Consider the following 19,235-nt stretch of genomic DNA (forward strand, 5'->3'; position numbering starts at 1 on the left):
TCACCCAGGCGATGCGCCTCAGGGCTTGCCCAGCATGTCTTCGAGGACTGCGATGATCATGTCGTGGTCTTCCTGCGACTTTAGACCAGAGACGGTGATGGCCGCGACCACGCCTGTGCCGGCTACGCGAACCGGAAAACTGCCGCCGTGATCGGCATAGTCCAGTGGGTCGAGCCCGAGATCGGGCGTGACACCCCGCTCACGCAGGCGGTTCGTTTCGCCGACCCGGAGAGATGCCTTGTGGAAGCGCAGGGTGACATTGCTCTTGCGGCGGGCCCAGTGATCATTGTCCGGTGAAGCGCCGGGCAGGGCGGCATGGAAAAGCGTGCGGTCAGGGGTGCGGATATCGATCACCACCGGTGCCGATTGCGACCGGGCAAGGGCCACCAGACGCTGGCCCAGGTCGAGGGCGGCAAGCTCATCGAAGGCCTGGAAAACGAGGCGGGCTTCCTGCTTTTCGATGGTTTCGATCAGGCTCATTGCGGCATCCTTGCTGGCATGGTGGAGGGAAGCGATTTGCAGCTGTTGAGTGGGCAGATTACAGATTGCCTCCGTTGGCGCCTAGAGGGCGCTTGCGTGGACGGTTCTAATTCCCAAGGCCATTCGACGGCCTGAAGGTGAGGATGACGATGGCACTCCGACGACTGACGATCGAGACAGGTGGACCCGGGCTTTACGAGTTTACGGAGAAAGCCGCCGACTTCGTTGCGCATGCCGGCATCGAGGAGGGTGTGCTTACGGTCTTCGTCCGCCATACCTCCTGTTCGCTGCTGATCCAGGAAAATGCCGATCCCTCCGTGCAGGTCGATTTGCAGTCTTTCTTCCGTCGCTTGGTGCCGCCGGCAAGCGATCCTTCGATGAACTACATCATCCACCGGGATGAGGGGCCGGACGATATGCCGGCCCATATCAAGGCGGCGCTGCTGCCGGTGTCTCTGGGCATTCCCTGCTCGAATGGTCGCATGCTGCTCGGGACCTGGCAGGGGCTCTATCTCGTCGAGCATCGCGACCGGCCGCACCGGCGCGAAGTGGTGCTTTGCCTTTAGGCAGGGCAAAGGTCTCACCTGGTGAGGCACCTGAACCCCGGCTGAATGGCCGCTTCGGACTGCGTTCAGCCGCAGCGATCTAGTCTCTTCTCAATCGCTCATGAGAGCGGGCGGAACACAGAACACGGGCAAGACGCCCGAGGTCTTGAGAGGAGACACACCCAATGACTGGCATGCTTCGCAAACTCGGAATGGCAGCCCTGGTCTCGATCGTCGCGACGACTGGCTTTGTCTCGACTGCATCCGCCGATGGTTTCGGCTGGGGCATCTATATTGACGGCCCGCGGGATGCCCGGGGCTGGGATCGTCCGCGCCATGACGACCGCCATCGCCCCGGCTGGGACCGCCGTGGCCAGTGCCACCCCTATCAGGCCGTCGAGAAGGCCCGTTGGAACGGTCTGCGCCGCGCCTTCGTCGCCGACGTCTCGCCACGCCGCGTGGTGATTGCCGGCGTACGCCACGGTTATCGCGACCGGGTGGTCTTCGCCAATGTGCGCGGCTGCCCGCTGATCCGCGGCTAATGACAGGTGGTGCGGCTGGTCGGATCGTCCGCCGTACGACCGCCGTGCCCCCCGGGCCATGCAGATGAGGTCCTAACAGGATCCGCCTGCATGGCCCGAACCATTTGTGCATTTTCCATCCGGATTGGATGCGCTGTGCCTTGAAGGCGCCAGAATTCTCGCGCATCTTGCATGCAACCCGTTGGTCCGGGCCCCTCTGGTAAGAGCCGCCGGCGCTCTTGCGATGTCGGACCGTTTCGACATCCTTGCCGGTCCAAGGACCAGACATTTGCCCCGCCACGATTCCCGTTTGATCGGCCCCGGTCGCTTCGCATCGCCCGGCGACGTGTTCGCCCATGCCGGCCAGCCAACGCCCCGCATTCCTTCTCCGCGCGCTTGCCGCGAGGCCAGGTCTGACCGGAGGGTGCAGCGATGATCGGCGATTTCTTCTCCTTCCTGTTTGCAGCCTTCGTCATCGATCCGATCCAGTCCGAGGTCGCGCTCCGGCTGGAACAGGCGCGCGCACCCGTCGCCGTCGTTTCGCAGGTGAATAAGTGTCTGAGCACAACGGCGCCGGCACTGCTCGACAGGGCCACTCAGGACTTCAGGTGGGCGGGTTCGACCATCGTGTCCCTGACCACGGGCTTCACAACCCCCGCCGAACTGCTGGATGCATCCAATCCGGCCTGCGGCGCGATCGCGACGTATCTGACGCAGTTGGCCGAGAGCTGATCTCAACAACGAGGAGGAACCAGACATGACCCTTTCCAGCGTCGCTGCATTGAGCGGCACCTTGAAGAACCAACACGGCCATCACGACGACGAATCGCTCGGCAGCATCCGGGCGCGCCGCAATCTGCTGGCCGGCTACTGGGCGGGTTCGCTGATCGGTCTGAAAGGCGAGTATCTCGGACGCTATGCGGCGGACCTGCATGAAGCCGACCATGCAGTGCGCGGCGACAGCGATGTGATCGAGCGGCTTTCCGCCGATCTGGCGCAGGCCGGTCATGCAATGAGCAAAACCGATATCGCGGCGGCCCTGCGCCGTTTCCACGCGCAGGCGCTGAAGGATACCGGCTGCACCGAGTGATCCAGTCTCCGCGTCGCTTTCCCTCTGTTCAGAATCCGAGGGGAAGTGCCGCCAAGGGGCCGATCAACATGACCGTGGCCATGGCAAGGGCGATCCTGTCGCGTGCCTCGAAGAGGGGACCGCGAAAGGCGGAGGCCGGATATCGGCGGCGGCTGTCGATTCGCTTTGCTGCGTCGGGTAGCGGCGCGTCGGCTGCGGCAGGCCGTATCACCTCTGAGGGCGCCAGCGTGGTGTCTTCGGTCGTGGTCTGCATCGGATGTCTCCATTGGATGTCGATGAAGCCAAACCTGCGGACGGCGAGCCGGTTCCATCGGCATTGCCGGGGGCTTTGCGGATCGGGAGATTGGCGCGCAGTTTGTCGTGTCGGTGGCATTCGGCACATTCATCCGTTGTTTCCCCAGCCAGACGCGCTACACTTCACCCTGTCAGCATGAAAACGCTCGGGGAGGAGCAATTCGATGAGACGTATGTGGCCTGAGGAGTTCAGCTTCATTCTTGACGGTGCCGAGCAGGTGACGCTCGAAAGCGCGGCGCGCCAGCGGGAGGACGGCTCGCACAGCGAGGCAATCCACCGGCAGGCCTTGAAGGTTCGCCTGAGCCAGGCCGATTACGAGCGCATCTGGCCGCTCGCGGAAGCACGTTATCGCCTCCAGGGTCATTTCGCCGGCAAGGCGATCACGCTGATCGTCAACAATCCGCATTACAGCCAATGGCATCCGGCCGACGGCGGCACGGTGGACAGCGTTTCCGACAGCGGCAGACCGTATTCGACGCGTTATGTCGTCGTGCATTTCCTGCTGGACGATGTGCGGGAGACGGTGGAGGCCTGACTAAGGCTTGGGCATTCGCCGAGAGAAATGGTGGGCCCGGAGGGACTCGAACCCCCAACCAAGCGGTTATGAGCCGCCGGCTCTAACCATTGAGCTACAGGCCCAGCCCGGCATATTGCCGTCGGGCGGGCAATGGTTCCCCCGCACCGGTCACGGGCTCTAACGCAATTTCCCTTTTGCGACAAGTCTCTGCCGTAATGGCTTCACAATCTCCCGTCATCACGGATGCCGGAAGGGCAATTGCCGGGCGAGATCGAATGGTCCGCCGGCACCGAGGGACAGAGGACATAATTTATGATGAAATTTACGCGCGGGCTGGTGATTGCCACGGCTCTTTCAGGATCCATTCTTTCTGCCGGTTTTGTTGCCCCGTCATTTGCTGCCGAGACCGAGCGTCGTGAGGCGACGATCATGGTGTCGGGCGAGGGCGAGGCTACTGTCGCACCCGATATGGCGGTGATTTCGTTGTCGGTCGTGCGCGATGCCGAAACGGCAGCCGAAGCACTGTCGGCCAATAGCGCTGCAATGACCGAGGTGCTTGCCGACCTCAAGGGCCAGGGCATTGCCGAGAAGGATCTGCAGACGACGGATTTTTCCATCCAGCCGAAATACAAGCAGGAGACCCGCACCGATGGCACCTATGAGGCGCCCGTCATCGTCGGTTATACCGTGAGCAATGGGTTGACCGTGCGTGTGCGGGATCTCTCGAAGCTCGGCGCGATCATTGATCGCTCGGTGAAGCTCGGCGTCAACCAGGGCGGCGGCATCTCGTTTACCAATGACAATCCGGAAGCGACCGTGGAAGAAGCACGCAAGCAGGCGGTCGCCAAGGCAGCCGCCAAGGCGAAGACGCTGACAGAGGTTGCCGGCGTCAAATTGGGGCGCATTGTCGAGATTTCCGAGAATTTCGCCCGCCCGATGCCGCAGGTCTATGCGGCCGCACCGATGGCGAAGATGGCGGACGAGTCCGTCCCCATCGCTTCGGGCGAAAACCTCTATACGGTGACCGTCAACATCACCTATGCGATCGAGCAGTAAGCTTCGATTGCATCAACGAACAGAAAAGGGCCGGTTTTCCGGCCCTTTTGCATGTCTTGATCTGGCTGTGCTTCAGACGTCGAGCGGATGCTGCGCGATCATCCTGGTCAGGCTGCCCTCTGCCGGAAAGAGCGGAATGAGGCAGGCCTGGAGGGCGTGGTAGATATCGCCCTTGCCGGGGAAGAGGCTGTTGGAAGGCTTGCCCTCCTCGGTCAGTTCCTCAAACCAGCCGCCGAAATCGCGGTCGAGATTGTTGTTCGCGACAAAATTCCAGATCTTCCGGTAGCTCTCTTCGTGGAAGTCACTTTCCTGGTGCTGGTTCAAGAAGTGGGCGGCGGCTGCCCCCTCGCAAAGCGGCCACCAGAGTTTTGCGCGCTTCTCGGGCGTGTTTGCCCAATCCAGCGTGTAGAAGAAGCCGCCCTTGTCCTTGTCCCAGCCGAGCGCCATGGATTGGAAGAACAGGCCGCGTGCGGCCTCCGGCATCCACTCGTGTTTCTTGCCGCCGAGCACCCAGAGCTGCAGGATCAGTCGGGCCCATTCGAGTGCGTGGCCGGGCGTGGTGCCGGCCGGGCGGAACATTTCGTTCGGATGGTAATAATTCCGGTCGACCACCCAGTTTTCATCGAAATGCTCGGCAACACGGAAGGCTTCTTCTCGGGCGCGGCGGTTGATGATCAGGTCAGCGATCCGCTCGGCCTTGGTGAGGTAATGTTGCTCACCGGTTGCCTCAAAAGCGGCCATCAGGCTTTCGGTCAGATGCATGTTGGAATTCTGGCCGCGATAGCCGGGCACCGGCTGCCAGTCACGTGAGAATTCCTCTGCAATGGCACCGTGTTCCTCGTCCCAGAATTTCTCCTCGATTACCTCGGTGATATCGGCGAGCATGGCGTCTGCCAGCGGGTGGCCGATGCATTTGGCCGAGGAGGCGGCGAGCAGGACGAAGGCGTGGCCATAACCCTGCTTCGAATCGTCCGCCGCACCGGTGTCGTTTGCCTGCCAGAAATAACCGCCGTTTGTCTCATCGCGGTGGCGCTCCCAGAGATAGCGCATGCCGTGGTCGATGATCTCGGCCGAGCCGGGGCGGCCGAGCAGGTGGCCGATGGCATAACAATGCACCATGCGGGCGCTGGCATGGATGCCGCGGGCAGGATTGTCTGTTGATAGCGGCTTGCCGTCGCGCGACAGGTCGTAAAAGCCGCCTTTCGGATTGATCGCCGAACCCTGGAAGAAATCGAACAGGCCGTCTGCCTGGGCGAGCAGCCATTTGCGGTGGTAGGGACGAGTGCTCCACAGGCTGGACAGCGCGTATTGCGATTGATTTTCCGACATTTCTTTCTCCCGGGCGGCATCGTTGAAGTTTCTATAACTGATCACTTGCATCGCTGCCACCGTCTCTGTGGGGTGGCGCACAAGAGGATCGAATGTTGACATAAAGATATCTTTATGTGAATTGACTGGTGTCGCATACGCAATAGGAGAGTTCGCAGATGCTCGATCAACTGTTCGGCCGCGAGGGCGCAAATCGGGACGGGGCGGAAATCCTGAAGGCGCTCAGCCAAGCGGCGCGCGAGCGTATCCTGATCCTGGACGGTGCGATGGGCACGGAAATCCAGGGGCTCGGGCTGACGGAAGATGATTTTCGCGGCGAGCGTTTCCTCGGCTGCGCCTGTCATCAGCAGGGCAATAACGACCTGCTGATCCTCACCCAGCCGAATGCGATTGAAGACATCCATTTCCGCTATGCGATGGCGGGTGCCGACATTCTCGAAACCAATACGTTCTCCTCCACCCGCATTGCCCAGGCCGATTACGAGATGGAGGGGGCGGTCTATGACCTCAACCGCCATGGCGCGGAACTCGTGCGCCGGGCGGCCTGGCGGGCCGAGCGTGAGGACGGCAAACGGCGTTTCGTCGCCGGTGCCATCGGGCCGACCAACCGCACGGCGTCGATCTCTCCCGACGTCAACAATCCCGGTTACCGCGCCGTCTCCTTCGACGATCTGCGTCTTGCTTACGGCGAGCAGATCGACGGGCTGATCGATGGCGGGGCCGATCTCATCCTGATCGAGACGATCTTCGATACGCTGAATGCCAAGGCGGCGATCTTTGCCTGCGAGGAGCGTTTTCTTGCCAAGGGCATCCGCCTGCCGGTGATGATCTCGGGCACGATCACCGATCTCTCCGGCCGCACGCTGTCCGGCCAGACGCCGACGGCCTTCTGGAACTCCGTGCGCCATGCCCGACCTTTCGCTGTTGGCCTCAACTGCGCACTCGGGGCCGATGCCATGCGGCCGCATCTGCAGGAATTGTCCGGCGTCGCCGACACCTTCATTTCGGCCTATCCGAATGCCGGCCTGCCCAACGAATTCGGCCGCTACGACCAGAGCCCGGAAGAGATGGCCGAGCTTGTCGCCGGCTTTGCCGACGAACAGATCGTCAATGTGGTCGGCGGATGTTGTGGCTCGACGCCCGCGCATATCGCTGCCATCGCGGATGCCGTGAAGGGCAGGGCGCCGCGTGCACCCGCCAAGCATCGACCGTTCATGTCCCTCTCGGGGCTTGAACCGTTCGAGCTAACCAAGGACATCCCTTTCGTCAATGTCGGCGAGCGCACCAATGTCACCGGTTCGGCCAAGTTCCGCAAGCTGATCACGGCGGGTGACTATACGGCAGCCCTGGTGGTCGCGCGCGATCAGGTCGAGAACGGCGCACAGATCATCGACATCAACATGGACGAAGGCTTGATCGACTCGCAGCAGGCCATGGTCGAGTTCCTCAATCTGATCGCCGCCGAGCCGGATATCGCCCGCGTGCCTGTGATGATCGACTCATCCAAGTTCCCGATCATCGAAGCCGGCCTCAAATGCGTGCAGGGCAAGGCGGTGGTGAACTCGATCTCGCTCAAGGAGGGCGAGGAGAATTTCGTCGAGCAGGCGAAGCTCATCCGCAATTACGGGGCCGCCGTCGTGGTCATGGCTTTTGACGAACAGGGCCAGGCCGACACCTATCAGCGCAAGGTCGAGATTTGCCGGCGGGCCTATAAGATCCTGACGGAAGAGGCGGGCGTTGCGCCTGAGGACATCATCTTCGACCCCAACGTATTTGCGGTCGCGACCGGCATCGAGGAACACGACAATTACGGCGTCGATTTCATCGAAGCGACGCGGACGATCCGGCAGGAAATGCCGTTGGTGCATATCTCGGGCGGCGTGTCGAACCTCTCCTTCTCCTTCCGCGGCAACGAGCCGGTGCGGGAAGCCATGCATGCGGTCTTCCTCTACCATGCCATCCAGGCGGGCATGGATATGGGCATCGTCAATGCAGGCCAGCTCGCCGTCTATGAGAGCATCGATCCGGATCTGCGCGAGGCCTGCGAAGACGTGGTGCTGAACCGCCGCAAGGATGGGACCGAGCGGCTGCTGGAGATCGCCGAGCGCTATCGCGGCACCGGCGAGGCGAAGACCCGCACGCAGGACATGAGCTGGCGCGAGTGGCCAGTCGAGAAGCGGCTGGAGCATGCGCTGGTCAACGGCATCACCGAATTCATCGAGATCGACACGGAAGAGGCACGCCAAAAGGCCGAGCGTCCGCTACACGTCATCGAGGGGCCGCTGATGGCTGGCATGAATGTCGTCGGCGACCTCTTCGGCGCGGGCAAGATGTTTTTGCCGCAGGTGGTGAAATCGGCGCGTGTGATGAAGCAGGCGGTGGCCGTGCTGCTCCCTTACATGGAAGAGGAGAAGCGACTGAATGGCGGGGCCGGTGAGCGTCAGGCCGCCGGCAAGGTGCTGATGGCGACCGTCAAGGGCGACGTGCATGACATCGGCAAGAACATCGTCGGCGTCGTTCTCGCCTGCAACAATTACGAGATCATCGATCTCGGCGTCATGGTGCCGGCAACCAAGATCCTCGAAGTGGCGAAAGCGGAGAATGTCGATGTCATCGGGTTGTCCGGGCTGATCACGCCGTCGCTCGACGAGATGGTGCATGTGGCCTCCGAAATGCAGCGTCAGGGGTTTACCGTGCCGCTGCTGATCGGCGGGGCGACGACGAGCCGGGTGCACACCGCCGTCAAGATCCATCCGCAGTACAAGGCAGGGCAGGCGGTCTATGTGACCGATGCCAGCCGCGCGGTGGGCGTGGTCTCGGCGCTGCTCTCAGAAGATGGCAACGAGACCTATGTCGAGGGTATCAAGGGCGAATATGCCAAGGTGGCCGAGGCCCATGCGCGGGCGGAAGCCGAAAAGCAGCGCCAGCCGCTGGCATCGGCGCGCGAAAATGCCATCAAGCTCGACTGGAGCAGCTACAAGCCGACGAAGCCGAGCTTTACCGGCACCAAGGTTTTCGAGACCTATGACCTCGCCGACCTTGCCCGCTATATCGATTGGACACCCTTCTTCCAGACCTGGGAGCTGAAGGGGCGTTATCCAGCCATTCTCGAAGACGAAAAGCAGGGCGAGGCGGCGCGGCAGTTGTTTGCCGATGCGCAGGCGATGCTGGCAAAGATCATTGCGGAAAACTGGTTCCGGCCGCGCGCCGTGATCGGCTTCTGGCCGGCCAATACCGTGGGCGACGATATCCGGCTCTTCAAGGACGATGCACGACAGGAGGAACTCGCGACCTTCTTCACGCTGCGCCAACAGATCGCCAAGCGAGAGGGCAGGGCGAATGTGGCACTCAGCGATTTCGTCGCACCGCTGGACACAGGCGTTGCGGATTATGTCGGCGGTTTCGTGGTGACGGCCGGCATCGAGGAAGTGGCGATCGCCGAGCGCTTCGAGCGAGCGAATGACGATTATTCCTCGATCCTCGTCAAGGCGCTGGCCGATCGTTTCGCCGAGGCCTTTGCCGAGCGCATGCATGAGCGGGTGCGCCGCGAATTCTGGGGTTATGCGCCGGACGAGGCCTTTACGCCCGAGGAGCTGATCTCGGAAAGCTATGGCGGGATCCGGCCGGCCCCCGGCTATCCCGCTCAGCCCGACCATACGGAAAAGGTGACACTGTTCTCGCTCTTGGATGCAACCAAGGCGACCGGCGTGACGCTGACGGAGAGTTATGCCATGTGGCCGGGCTCCTCCGTCTCGGGCCTCTATATCGGCCACCCCGACAGCTATTATTTCGGCGTCGCCAAGGTCGAGCGCGATCAGGTCGAGGACTATGCGGCGCGCAAGGGCATGGAGGTGCGTGAGGTCGAGCGCTGGCTGGGGCCGGTGCTGAATTATGTGCCGAAAGCGGCGGAGTAAGTATTGCGCGTTCGTGTCGGCGATTGCCCCTCACCCTGACCCTCTCCCCGCAAGCGGGGAGAGGGGACTTCTGCCGTTTGCGGTTTCCTCCTTCTCCCCGCTTGCGGGGAGAAGGTGCCGGCAGGCGGATGAGGGGCTGCGACCGAACAATCGATCAGGGGTCAAACTAAGCGTTCATCCTCTGCATTAGAACGCTCACAAACCGATTCCAAATTCGGCGATAAGGTATTGAGGCAGATTCTGAATTGCCTTCACGTCTCCAGCCGGAGAAGGATCGCCGTCGCATCGTCGCTCTGCTTGTAGCGCGGGAATTTGAGGCCGTCCGGATCGAGCTCCCGCTCATAGTGGCGGAGTTCGGTGACCAGCGTCTTCAAGCCTGCGGTTGCCGCCCGCCGGATCAGCGTGGCGGGGTCGTAGAGCTTGTAGAGCGCGACCAAATCAGCAATGCCGTCGGAGCAGAGGATGGCTGTGGCGCCGCCTTGGATGGGCACATCGGCTGTCACGAGGTGATCTGCGGCTTCGGGCACGATGCCGAAGGTCCAGGTGGTGCCGTCGGGCGTGTTCTGTCGGGCGCGGCCCCGGCGCAGGTCTTCCAGCGTTGTTGGATCGTCATTGGCGACGCCAGCCTTGCCGATGCCGCCGACGCGGGCGATGTGTTTGGCGGCCTGATGCTGCTCCCATTCATAGGCGCCAGGGATGGGGATCACGAAGTCGGACTGGCCGTCGTCATGCAGAAGATACAGGCAGCTGTCGCCGAGGCCGAACCAGCGGAAGCCGGTCGGCGTCGCCTGCAATCCCGTCAGGCTGCAGAGTGGCCAGGCGTAGCGCGGCTGGTCGCCGGCTACAGCTACGAAAATATCGCGGGCTTCCTCGGAGATCTGCCGCAGGACTGTTGCCGGATTGGCCAAGGCGTCCAGGCGCTCGGCGAGGCGCGTGGTGCCGAATTCGGCGATCCAGCCGGCGTCCGAGCCATAGCCGTCCATGAACTGCCGGTCGCCCAAACCGGTCGCGCCATCCAGCACGAAGGCGGAATAGTTGTTGTAGCCAAACCTGTCCTCGTTGGCGCGGCCTTGCTTGCCGGGATCGGAGATCGTGTCGATGATGGAAATCTGAGGCATGGAGCATCCGTCGGTTGGGCATAGTCGCCGTTCGCACGGCTCTGCCTTTCTGGCTATCACGGCGGGAGGGATGCGTCAGCCGCCCGCGCTGCGGAAACGGTTCATGATTTCGGCGCGAATGGGATCCGTCATCACCCGCGCAATGCCGAATTCGAGCGGCGTGAGGCGAGCTTCGTCCGGATGGACGATCACGTTGCCGAGCATTTCCTCGGGCAAGTAGGCTTCGACCCTGCTGTCGACGATGGTCGCTCCATTGCACAAATGTTCCTGTGCTGCCGTTCTCGGGTCCATCAGGTGGTTGATGAGTGCGTAGGCCCCTCGAGGATTCTTCGCCTTGCTCGTAATGGCAAAGAAATCGGTCCAGATCTCACCGCCGTCGGAGCCGAGATTGTAGACGATCTCGTCGCTGTCCCGGCTCATCTGATAGGCATCATTGCTCCAGCACATGGTCAGCCAAGCCTCTCCGGCCCGCATGGCAGGTTGATAGTCGCTGTCGATCGAATGAAGATGCGGCTTCACCTCCATCAGCAGGGTCTCGGCGGCTTCCAGTTCTGCGGGCTGGCAGGAATTGAAGCCGTGTCCGAGGGCCACCAGGGCGTTGCCGATGGTGGTCAACTGATAGTCATGCACAATCGTGTGCCCCGAGGCTTCGTTCCGGGCCGTGTCGAAGAAGCCGCGCCAGCTGGAGATGGGGTAGAGCTGTTTCCTGTTATAGGCCATGCCGGTGGTGCCTGCGTTCTTCGGCACGGCATAGCGGACGCCACCGATCACGCCTGGATTGAGGTGTCGGTCGAGATGGGTCGACGCGTCGAAATTCGGCAGGAGCGAGATGTCCAGCGGCAGCAACATGCCGCGCTCGACATAGGGCGCAATCGCATATTGGCTCGGGACGATGATGTCCCAGTTGCGGCCCATGTCCAGCGACCGCATCGTGCCCTCGTTTGAGCCGATGATGGAGACATCGACCTCGACGCCGAAATTGCGGGTGAAATCCTCGAAGGTCTTGGGATCATGATAGTTGGGCCAAGTGGCCAGCGTGACCTTCCGCCCAAGACCCGAATTCTGCGCGGCGCTCAGCGGCTTCGCCACACCGTCTGCAAGCGCCATGGCGGCGGCGAGACCCGTGATCGAGAGAAAGTGTCGCCGTGTCACCGAACCGCGCTTCAACCGCATGAATTCCTTCATGAAGGTCTGTGGATCGATCTCGGGCGGCCTTTTCACCATGCTGAGGAAATCCCGTGTTCTGGGCGACGGGTGGCATCTCACCACAAAGGCGTTAACGAGATCTCTAGGCCTGTCGACAAGCCGTCGACAGCCGCCATGCCTCAGGCCATCCGGTCGATGATGCTGATGCCGCTTTCGGCAAAACGGTCCATCTCGGTGAGGGCAATGGCGGCCTGCGTCAGCGTGAGGCGTCGTCCGATCAGGCTGGCGGGATCAAGGCGACCCGAGAGGATCATCTGCATCATGGCATCGTAGCGCCAGGACTGCATGCCGTGGCTGCCATAGATTTCCAGTTCCTGCGAGATGACACGGGCCATCGGAATGGCGGGGGTCGAATGCTCGCCGAGCATCAGGCCGACCTGCACATGGCGGCCGCGCCGGCGCAGGTTGGTGATGGAATTGCAGCAGGTCTGCGGGTGGCCGAGCGCATCGACGGAAACATGGGCGCCGCCGCCGGTGACATCCCGCACCGCCTCGACCGTGTCATCCACTTCACGGCTGTTGATGACGGTGCTCGCACCCAAGGCTTTTGCGAGGGCGAGTTTGTCTTCGGCGATGTCGATTGCGACGACATTGGCCCCGAGCGCCTTGCCGATCATGATCGCGGAGAGGCCGACGCCGCCGCAGCCGTGGACCGCGAGCCATTCGCCGCCTTTCAGGCGACCCTGGTCGACAACGGCGCGGAAGGAGGTGGCAAAGCGGCAGCCGAGGCCGGCCGCCGTCTCATAGGCGATCTCCTCTGGCAGGTGGACGAGGTTCTGATCGGCATAGTCGATCGCCACGTATTCGGCGAAGGAGCCCCAATGGGTGAAGCCCGGCTGGAACTGCTCTTCGCAGACCTGCTGGTTGCCGGAGCGGCATTCCTGGCAGTGGCCGCAGCCGGAGACAAAGGGCACGGTGACGCGCTCGCCGACCTTGAAGCGCTTCACCTCACGACCGACGGCGGCAATGGTGCCGGCGAATTCATGGCCGGGGACGTGCGGCAGGTGAATGTCCGGGTCATGGCCCATCCAGCCATGCCAGTCGCTGCGGCAGAGGCCTGTTGCCTTGACCGCAATCACGACGCCGCCGGGTGTCGGCGTCGGATCGGGCAGGGTGCGGATTTCGGGCATGGCGCCGAAGGCTTCGTAATACATGGCGCGCATGGATCGTCTCCCGGATCGTCGCTGAGTTCCCGTTTTCTGGCCGGCTCTGCCTTACTCGGCAAGCAGGATCAATGCCGAGGGATCGATCTTCACGCCGACGGTCGCGCCGACGACCGGCGGGGCGCTGCCCGGATCGTTGAAGGTGTCGAAGGACACCGTCTTGCCGCCGACATCGACGCGGGTGCGGATGACCGAGCCCAGGAACTGGCTTGAGGTGACCGTGCCGGCGATGGTCGCATCGGAAGGATCGGCAAGCGAACCTGCTTCGGGGCGCATCGCGAGCTGCAGGGTGGAGCCGTTGGCTGCCGGGATCTGCTCGTTGATCTTCAGCGTCTTCTCACCAATCTTGACGATGCCCGCTGCCTGATCTGCGACCACGGCGTCGAGCACGTTGAGGGTGCCGACAAAGGAGGCGACGAAGCGGGTGGTCGGGCGGTTGTAGATTTCGAAGGGCGTGCCGATCTGGTCGGCCTTGCCGGCATTCATCACCACGATGCGGTCCGAGATCGACAGGGCCTCTTCCTGGTCATGGGTGACGAAGACGGTGGTGATGCCGAGTTTCTGCTGGATCTGGCGGATTTCTTCGCGCAGCGAGACGCGGATCTTGGCATCAAGTGCCGAAAGCGGTTCGTCCAGCAGCAGGACCTGGGGCTTGGGGGCGAGCGCACGGGCGAGCGCCACGCGCTGCTGCTGGCCGCCGGAGAGCTGGTAGGGATAACGTTCCGCCAGATGCTCCAGATGGATCAGGGCGAGCATTTCCTTGACGCGCTTGTCGATGTCGGCGCGCGGCATGCCCGCGATCTTCAGGCCGAAGGCGACATTGTCGGCGACATTCATGTTGGGGAACAAGGCGTAGGCCTGGAAGACCATGCCGATATTGCGCTGGTTCGGCCTCAGGCTGGTCTGGTCCTTGCCTGCGATCTCGATCATGCCGGCCGAGGGGGTCTCGAAGCCGGCAATCATGCGCAGGACCGTCGTCTTGCCGCAGCCTGATGGACCCAGGAAAGAAATGAATTCGCCCTTGTCGATCGCCATGTTGAAGTCGTGCACCACCTGGGTCGCGCCGAAGGACTTCTTGAGATTTGTCAGTTTCAGAAACGTCATGAAGAATTCCTCAAGCCTGGCGGGGGGCTGTTTTCTGGAGGCGGGAAACGAGCTGGATCAGACCGAGGCAGCCCCAGGTAATGCCGAAGGCGATGACGGCGAGCGCGGCCGGTTCATAGGCGCGGTTGGCCCCGAGCAGCTGCATGTAGGGACCGAAGGCCGGCTTGTTGAGCAGAGCGGCCATGGTGAACTCGCCGATGACGATGGCAAACGTCAGGAAGGCGCCCGAGAGTACGGCAACCAGCACGTTGGGCAGAATGATCTTCGAGATGATCGTGAACCAGCCGGCGCCGAGGCTCTGGGCGGCTTCCGTCAGCGTGGCGATGTCGATGGTGCGAAGACCGGTATCGATGGCGCGGTACATGTAGGGCAGGGCGAGCGTCGCATAGCCGAACATCAGCAGGATATCCGTGCCGAAGGCGGAGCCGGTCAGCGGCAGCCAGCTTGAGGTGTTGTAGAGCCGGATGTAGCCGAAGACGATGACGATCGCCGGAATGACCAGCGGCAGCAGTGTGATGAATTCGATATAGGGGCGCAAGCGCGGCAGCTTGAGGCGGACCCAATAGGCGGTCGGCACCACCAGGAAGACACCGAAGACGATGGTCATCAGCGCCATGGTGACCGAATAGGTGAAGGTTTCCTGGAAACGGGAATCGGCGAACACCTTGCTGTAGGCATCGAGCGAATATTCGCCGCGACGCATCTTCAGCGAGAAGTTGGTCATGCCGATGAGCGGCAGGAAGAAGTAGAGGAGGCCGAAGATCAGGGCCCCCCAGGCCCAGAGCCGTTTCATTTCAGCCACCTTTCACTGCGCGCGCGCAGCCAGATATAAAGAGCATTGGCCACACCCGTGACGAGGATCATGCCGAAGGCGAGCGCATACCCCAGATGCGGATTGCCGAGCACGTCGCCGCGGATCTGCGCGAAGAGCAGGATCGGCACAATATTCAAGGATGAGCCGGTCAAGGCAATCGCGGTTGCGACAGCGCCGAAGGCGTTTGCGAACAGAAGGGCAATCGTGCCGAGGATCGAAGGCAGCAGGATCGGGAATGCGACCAAGCGCCAATACTGAAAATTCGTGGCGCCGAGGATCGAGGCTGCCTCACGCCATTCGCGTTTCAGCCCATCGATCGCGGGCGTGATGATCAGGATCATCAGCGGGATCTGGAAAAAGAGATAGGTGACCGTCAAGCCCCAGAAGGACAGGATGTTGAAGCCGAGCGAACGCAGATCAATGCCGACCTGGGTCTTCAGAAAGACCGTGACGAGGCCGACGGGGCCGAGGGTTGCGAGGAAGGCGAAAGCCAGCGGAACGCCGGCAAAGTTGGATGCGACCCCGGAAAAAGTCAGAAGCGGGCCGCGGATCCATTGCGGCAATCCGCCGAGCACGACAGCAGCCGCGACGGCAAATCCGATCATCGATCCGAGGATAGCCGAGGCCAGGCTGATCTTGATCGAGATCCAGTAGGCCGACATGATCGATGTCGTGAAAAGACCGGCAAGGTTTTCCAGGGTGAAGGTGCCGTCGGGCGTCTGGAATGCGCCGAGCACAATCTTCATGGTCGGCAGGATCAAGAAGAGGACGGTAAAGGCGACGAAGGGCAGGACCCCGAGCCAATGCAATGGAAGCCGAATGCGCTGACCCGCAGCGGCGTCCGGCGTCACCTCGTTTGAAGACATGTCTGTTGCCCCTCGTCCGCTTGCCCGCGGATCCTATAGAATGCAAACGCCGCCCCGGCCGCAAGACCGGGACGGCATTTCAGTTCAGATATTACTGGACGTTGGCGCCAACGACGCTATCCCAGCCAGCGGTAACCGCTGCCTTGTTGGCATCGACTTCCTCGAGAGTCGGGAAGTAGGCCTTCTCGTAGGAAGCAGCCGGCGGCAGCTTGTCGAGCAGATCCTGCGGGATCTTGCCGGCCTTGGACATGGCATTGAAGCGGGCCGGGTGGCAGTAGCCGGCGAGCCATGCGGTCTGGCCTTCGTCGGAATAGAGATATTCCATCCAGAGCTTGGCAGCGTTCGGGTGCGGGGCGTAGGCCGAGATGCCCTGAACGTAGACACCGGCGAGAACGCCCGAAGCCGGAACGACGACTTCAACCGGCGGGTTCCCGGCCAGCGTGTCCTTCCAGGACAGGGCGTTGTAGTCCCAGGCGACGACGATCGGGGTCGTGCCCTGGGCGAGCGGAGCCGACTTGCCGATGACCGGAACGAAATTGCCGGCCTTGTTGAGTTCGGCGAAGTACTTCAGACCGGCTTCGCCGGCTTCCTTGCCAGCCTTGGCGCCGGAAGCGAGACCAGCGGCGAGAACGCCGAGGATAGCCTGGTTGGACGCGCGCGGGTCACCAGCGAGCGCGACCTGGCCGGCATATTCCGGCTTCAGCAGGTCGGCCCAGTCGGCCGGCGTGTTCTTGACCAGATCCTTGTTCACGATCATCGACATGACGCCGTAGTAGTCGCCATACCAGTAGCCTTCGGCGTCCTTGATGTTCTCGGGGATCTCATCCCAGGTCGAGACCTTGTAAGGCTGCAGCAGGCCTTCGGCCTTCATCTGCGGACCGAAGGCGAGGCCGACGTCGACGACGTCAGGAGCCTGCGGGCCCTTGTTGTCCTTGTTCGCCTTGACGGCTTCAACTTCGTCGGCCGAACCGGCATCCGGGTTCAGCTCGTTGACGGTGATTTCCGGATACTTCTTCTTGAAGCCATCAATGACGGCGCCGTAACCACACCAGTCGTGCGGCAGGGCGATCGTGGTCAGCATGCCTTCCTTCTTGGCGGCTTCGATCAGCTCGGCGCTCGGCTCGGCATAGGCGACGGCGGAGCTCGTCATGACCAGGGCGGTCGTGAGCGACAGGAATTTGCGAAGATTGGTTGTCACTGTGTTTCTCCTCTGAGGTTGGCAGCGATGCGGTTCACTTATGTGGCCATTGTTATGGTTGTGTGACGGATATCAGCCCTTTGCGATATGGTGGTGTCGGCCTCTATCCAGAATGATCCTCCATGTCGGTGTGTCACCTCAGCGGGGCTTGCGGAACAGGCGTGCCTGTTCGAACAGCCCTTCGAGGGTATTCATGCGTTCGCGCGTCTCGTTCCACGACGAGCTCTGCACGGCTTCGATCAAGGCTTCCACGACGAACAGGGTCACGACGGAGCTGTCCCAGGCGGATGGCGCCTCGATATGAAGCTTGAAACAGTTGGCGGCATGCTGTGCCACCGGCGACATCCACTGGTCCGTGAAGACGATGATCTCCACGCCATTGGCACGAGCGACTTCGGCGAGCGTCGTCAGGTCGGCCTCGTAGCGGCGGATGTCGAAGATGACGAGAACGTCACCCTTCTGCATGTTCAGCACATGCTGCGGCCAGGAACTCGCATTCGACGACATCAGCGTCGTCTTCGGGCGGATGACCTGCATGTGGGTGAAAAAATACTCGGCGAGCGCGCCGGTGATGCGTCCGCCGACAAAATAGAGGCTTCGGTCACGGTCGCCGATCAGGCGCGCGGCTTCGTCGAACGTTGAGGTCTTCAGTTCTCCCAGTGAATCCCTCAGGTTGGACATCACCGCTTCCGCGAAACGGTTGAGAATGTGTCGGTTTGGCGCATTGGCGGCCCAGCGGTCATGCTTGGCGATCGGGTTGGAGATCGTCGCTTCAAGTTCCTGGTGCAGATGCGCCTGGAATTCGGGATACCCCTTGTAGCCGAGCTTCTGCACCATGCGGGCGACCGTCGGCGTCGACACGCCGGCATTCTCGGCCACCGTCGTGATGCTGCCGAGCCCGGACACGGGATAGTTTTCCAGCAGGCTTTCGGCCAGCTGTCGCTCAGCACGTGTCAGCCCATTGAAATGGGCATGGATCACGTCCGATACGGTGTTGGACGCATTCAGCAAGGACCGAAGTCTCCCCTCAAGCTGATCTTTTGCCAGCTTTATTAGGATTAAGCCTCGCTGTCACAATTGAGTCAACCGGCCTTTGAAGAGAATTTTTCAGAACGGATTGACAGCGGCGCAACTGTGAAGAATTCTCTTCTTCAACAAAAGCAGCCGTAAGGCGCGGGGGACAACAGCATGCTCGTGAGGTCAGGAATCCTGACATCGGCGGACGGGGAGACCGTGGCCGTAGAAAACGCGAATGCCAGCGGTGCGGTCGTGCTGGTCTGCGAACATGCGTCGTCCGTACTGCCGCTCGCTGCCGGCACCCTCGGGCTGACAGCGGAGGCGCTCGCAAGCCATATCGCATGGGATCCGGGCGCCCTTGCTGTTGCGCGTCTCCTTTCGGAAAAGCTCGATGCCGTGCTTATCCATCAGCGCTTTTCGCGGCTGGTCTATGACTGCAATCGTCCGCCGGAATCGCCTGCCGCCATGCCGGAAAAGAGCGAGATCTATGAGATACCCGGTAACAAGGATCTGTCCGTGGCGGAGCGTTATGCTCGCACGGCCGCGATTTATGTGCCGTTTCATGATCGGGTGAGTGCGGAGCTGGCGCGTCGCAGCGGCGAGGGGCGCCCGGCGGTCCTCGTTACCGTCCATAGCTTCACGCCCGTGTATTTCGGCAAGCCGCGTGCGGTCGAAATCGGCATCCTTCACGATGCCGACAGCCGATTGGCCGATGCAATGCTGGACGGTGCCGCGAAGACCGGACGCTACCGCGTGGAGCGCAATTCACCCTATGGGCCGGAGGATGGGGTAACCCATACCCTGCGCCTACATGCCTTGCCCGCCGGTCATGCCAACGTCATGATCGAGGTGCGCAACGATCTGATTGCCAATTCCGTCGACCAGGAGGTCATGGCCGACTATCTCGCCGGGCTGATCGCAGATGCGGTCAGCTCGGTCGGGAGACAATAAAAAAACAAGACCTCAACGGGAGCAGCCGCGCTGCAACTGACCGCCACCAAA

At 61.9% G+C, this 19,235-nt stretch carries 19 protein-coding genes and 1 tRNA gene; 8 read left to right on the forward strand and 12 right to left on the reverse strand.

Annotated features, from left to right (window positions below; genetic code table 11):
- Window positions 1-18: 18 nt before the first annotated feature.
- Window positions 19-480, reverse strand: a complete 462-nt coding sequence (locus tag DFO46_RS05075; protein WP_120276554.1) for a heme-degrading domain-containing protein — start codon at window positions 478-480, stop codon at window positions 19-21.
- Window positions 481-629: 149 nt separating this feature from the next.
- On the opposite strand from DFO46_RS05075, the gene DFO46_RS05080 reads away from it, so the two are divergent.
- From DFO46_RS05080 to DFO46_RS05095, 4 genes are all read left to right on the forward strand, one after another.
- Window positions 630-1,046 carry a secondary thiamine-phosphate synthase enzyme YjbQ gene (locus DFO46_RS05080; RefSeq protein ID WP_120278146.1) on the forward strand — a complete coding sequence of 139 codons (417 nt, stop codon included), beginning with the start codon at window positions 630-632 and terminating at the stop codon, window positions 1,044-1,046.
- Window positions 1,047-1,219: 173 nt separating this feature from the next.
- Complete coding sequence (locus DFO46_RS05085) at window positions 1,220-1,567, forward strand: hypothetical protein (protein ID WP_165826190.1); 348 nt, start codon at window positions 1,220-1,222, stop codon at window positions 1,565-1,567.
- 411 nt (window positions 1,568-1,978) lie between these two features.
- The gene (locus DFO46_RS05090; protein WP_120276555.1) at window positions 1,979-2,278 is read left to right on the forward strand and encodes a hypothetical protein; all 300 of its coding nucleotides are present in this window, start codon (window positions 1,979-1,981) and stop codon (window positions 2,276-2,278) included.
- A 25-nt stretch (window positions 2,279-2,303) separates the two neighbouring features.
- A complete protein-coding gene (locus tag DFO46_RS05095; protein WP_120276556.1) occupies window positions 2,304-2,636 on the forward strand; it encodes an ATPase inhibitor subunit zeta in 333 nt (110 codons plus the stop codon).
- Between the two features lie 28 nt (window positions 2,637-2,664).
- Here the strand turns inward: DFO46_RS05095 and DFO46_RS05100 are convergent, their stop codons facing one another.
- A complete protein-coding gene (locus tag DFO46_RS05100; protein ID WP_120276557.1) occupies window positions 2,665-2,889 on the reverse strand; it encodes a hypothetical protein in 225 nt (74 codons plus the stop codon).
- 214 nt (window positions 2,890-3,103) lie between these two features.
- On the opposite strand from DFO46_RS05100, the gene DFO46_RS05105 reads away from it, so the two are divergent.
- Window positions 3,104-3,466: a hypothetical protein gene (locus tag DFO46_RS05105; RefSeq protein ID WP_183041923.1), complete on the forward strand. Its 363-nt coding sequence runs from the start codon at window positions 3,104-3,106 to the stop codon at window positions 3,464-3,466.
- A 28-nt stretch (window positions 3,467-3,494) separates the two neighbouring features.
- Here the strand turns inward: DFO46_RS05105 and DFO46_RS05110 are convergent.
- Window positions 3,495-3,570, reverse strand: a tRNA-Ile gene (locus tag DFO46_RS05110).
- Window positions 3,571-3,760: 190 nt separating this feature from the next.
- Here DFO46_RS05110 and DFO46_RS05115 point away from each other — a divergent pair.
- Window positions 3,761-4,504, forward strand: a complete 744-nt coding sequence (locus DFO46_RS05115) for an SIMPL domain-containing protein (protein WP_110790829.1) — start codon at window positions 3,761-3,763, stop codon at window positions 4,502-4,504.
- A 72-nt stretch (window positions 4,505-4,576) separates the two neighbouring features.
- Here DFO46_RS05115 and DFO46_RS05120 read toward each other — a convergent pair whose 3' ends face one another.
- Window positions 4,577-5,833 (reverse strand): AGE family epimerase/isomerase, encoded by a 1,257-nt coding sequence (locus tag DFO46_RS05120; RefSeq protein ID WP_120276559.1) that lies wholly within the window; start codon window positions 5,831-5,833, stop codon window positions 4,577-4,579.
- 158 nt (window positions 5,834-5,991) lie between these two features.
- On the opposite strand from DFO46_RS05120, the gene metH reads away from it, so the two are divergent.
- Window positions 5,992-9,747: a methionine synthase gene (metH, locus tag DFO46_RS05125; protein ID WP_120276560.1), complete on the forward strand. Its 3,756-nt coding sequence runs from the start codon at window positions 5,992-5,994 to the stop codon at window positions 9,745-9,747.
- Window positions 9,748-9,998: 251 nt separating this feature from the next.
- Here the strand turns inward: metH and DFO46_RS05135 are convergent, their stop codons facing one another.
- From DFO46_RS05135 to DFO46_RS05170, 8 genes are all read right to left on the reverse strand, one after another.
- Window positions 9,999-10,865: a hypothetical protein gene (locus DFO46_RS05135; RefSeq protein ID WP_120276562.1), complete on the reverse strand. Its 867-nt coding sequence runs from the start codon at window positions 10,863-10,865 to the stop codon at window positions 9,999-10,001.
- A gap of 75 nt (window positions 10,866-10,940) precedes the next feature.
- Window positions 10,941-12,089: a spermidine/putrescine ABC transporter substrate-binding protein gene (locus DFO46_RS05140; protein WP_120276563.1), complete on the reverse strand. Its 1,149-nt coding sequence runs from the start codon at window positions 12,087-12,089 to the stop codon at window positions 10,941-10,943.
- A gap of 101 nt (window positions 12,090-12,190) precedes the next feature.
- Complete coding sequence (locus DFO46_RS05145) at window positions 12,191-13,234, reverse strand: zinc-dependent alcohol dehydrogenase family protein (RefSeq protein ID WP_120276564.1); 1,044 nt, start codon at window positions 13,232-13,234, stop codon at window positions 12,191-12,193.
- 51 nt (window positions 13,235-13,285) lie between these two features.
- The gene (locus DFO46_RS05150; RefSeq protein ID WP_120276565.1) at window positions 13,286-14,338 is read right to left on the reverse strand and encodes an ABC transporter ATP-binding protein; all 1,053 of its coding nucleotides are present in this window, start codon (window positions 14,336-14,338) and stop codon (window positions 13,286-13,288) included.
- A gap of 10 nt (window positions 14,339-14,348) precedes the next feature.
- Window positions 14,349-15,131: an ABC transporter permease gene (locus tag DFO46_RS05155; RefSeq protein WP_110790822.1), complete on the reverse strand. Its 783-nt coding sequence runs from the start codon at window positions 15,129-15,131 to the stop codon at window positions 14,349-14,351.
- Window positions 15,128-16,018, reverse strand: a complete 891-nt coding sequence (locus DFO46_RS05160) for an ABC transporter permease subunit (protein ID WP_120276566.1) — start codon at window positions 16,016-16,018, stop codon at window positions 15,128-15,130. Before DFO46_RS05160 ends, DFO46_RS05155 begins: the two co-directional genes overlap by 4 nt.
- A 91-nt stretch (window positions 16,019-16,109) precedes the next feature.
- The gene (locus DFO46_RS05165; RefSeq protein WP_110790820.1) at window positions 16,110-17,216 is read right to left on the reverse strand and encodes an ABC transporter substrate-binding protein; all 1,107 of its coding nucleotides are present in this window, start codon (window positions 17,214-17,216) and stop codon (window positions 16,110-16,112) included.
- A 138-nt stretch (window positions 17,217-17,354) separates the two neighbouring features.
- Window positions 17,355-18,227: a MurR/RpiR family transcriptional regulator gene (locus tag DFO46_RS05170; RefSeq protein WP_120276567.1), complete on the reverse strand. Its 873-nt coding sequence runs from the start codon at window positions 18,225-18,227 to the stop codon at window positions 17,355-17,357.
- A gap of 177 nt (window positions 18,228-18,404) precedes the next feature.
- Here DFO46_RS05170 and DFO46_RS05175 point away from each other — a divergent pair, with 177 nt between their 5' ends.
- The gene (locus DFO46_RS05175) at window positions 18,405-19,184 is read left to right on the forward strand and encodes an N-formylglutamate amidohydrolase (protein WP_120276568.1); all 780 of its coding nucleotides are present in this window, start codon (window positions 18,405-18,407) and stop codon (window positions 19,182-19,184) included.
- The last annotated feature ends 51 nt before the right edge of the window (window positions 19,185-19,235 follow it).

It is taken from the genome of Rhizobium sp. AG855, assembly GCF_003610655.1.
Lineage (GTDB): Bacteria > Pseudomonadota > Alphaproteobacteria > Rhizobiales > Rhizobiaceae > Allorhizobium > Allorhizobium wuzhouense.

Coding starts and splice junctions, on each gene's coding strand:
- DFO46_RS05105 (WP_183041923.1), top strand. CDS start 3,104: ATGTGGCCTGAGGAGTTCAGCTTCATTCTTGACGGTGCCGAGCAGGTG.
- DFO46_RS05160 (WP_120276566.1), bottom strand. CDS start 16,018: ATGTCTTCAAACGAGGTGACGCCGGACGCCGCTGCGGGTCAGCGCATT.
- DFO46_RS05175 (WP_120276568.1), top strand. CDS start 18,405: ATGCTCGTGAGGTCAGGAATCCTGACATCGGCGGACGGGGAGACCGTG.
- metH (WP_120276560.1), top strand. CDS start 5,992: ATGCTCGATCAACTGTTCGGCCGCGAGGGCGCAAATCGGGACGGGGCG.
- DFO46_RS05085 (WP_165826190.1), top strand. CDS start 1,220: ATGCTTCGCAAACTCGGAATGGCAGCCCTGGTCTCGATCGTCGCGACG.
- DFO46_RS05095 (WP_120276556.1), top strand. CDS start 2,304: ATGACCCTTTCCAGCGTCGCTGCATTGAGCGGCACCTTGAAGAACCAA.
- DFO46_RS05145 (WP_120276564.1), bottom strand. CDS start 13,234: ATGCGCGCCATGTATTACGAAGCCTTCGGCGCCATGCCCGAAATCCGC.
- DFO46_RS05135 (WP_120276562.1), bottom strand. CDS start 10,865: ATGCCTCAGATTTCCATCATCGACACGATCTCCGATCCCGGCAAGCAA.
- DFO46_RS05140 (WP_120276563.1), bottom strand. CDS start 12,089: ATGGTGAAAAGGCCGCCCGAGATCGATCCACAGACCTTCATGAAGGAA.
- DFO46_RS05080 (WP_120278146.1), top strand. CDS start 630: ATGGCACTCCGACGACTGACGATCGAGACAGGTGGACCCGGGCTTTAC.
- DFO46_RS05120 (WP_120276559.1), bottom strand. CDS start 5,833: ATGTCGGAAAATCAATCGCAATACGCGCTGTCCAGCCTGTGGAGCACT.
- DFO46_RS05100 (WP_120276557.1), bottom strand. CDS start 2,889: ATGCAGACCACGACCGAAGACACCACGCTGGCGCCCTCAGAGGTGATA.
- DFO46_RS05115 (WP_110790829.1), top strand. CDS start 3,761: ATGATGAAATTTACGCGCGGGCTGGTGATTGCCACGGCTCTTTCAGGA.
- DFO46_RS05155 (WP_110790822.1), bottom strand. CDS start 15,131: ATGAAACGGCTCTGGGCCTGGGGGGCCCTGATCTTCGGCCTCCTCTAC.
- DFO46_RS05075 (WP_120276554.1), bottom strand. CDS start 480: ATGAGCCTGATCGAAACCATCGAAAAGCAGGAAGCCCGCCTCGTTTTC.
- DFO46_RS05150 (WP_120276565.1), bottom strand. CDS start 14,338: ATGACGTTTCTGAAACTGACAAATCTCAAGAAGTCCTTCGGCGCGACC.
- DFO46_RS05090 (WP_120276555.1), top strand. CDS start 1,979: ATGATCGGCGATTTCTTCTCCTTCCTGTTTGCAGCCTTCGTCATCGAT.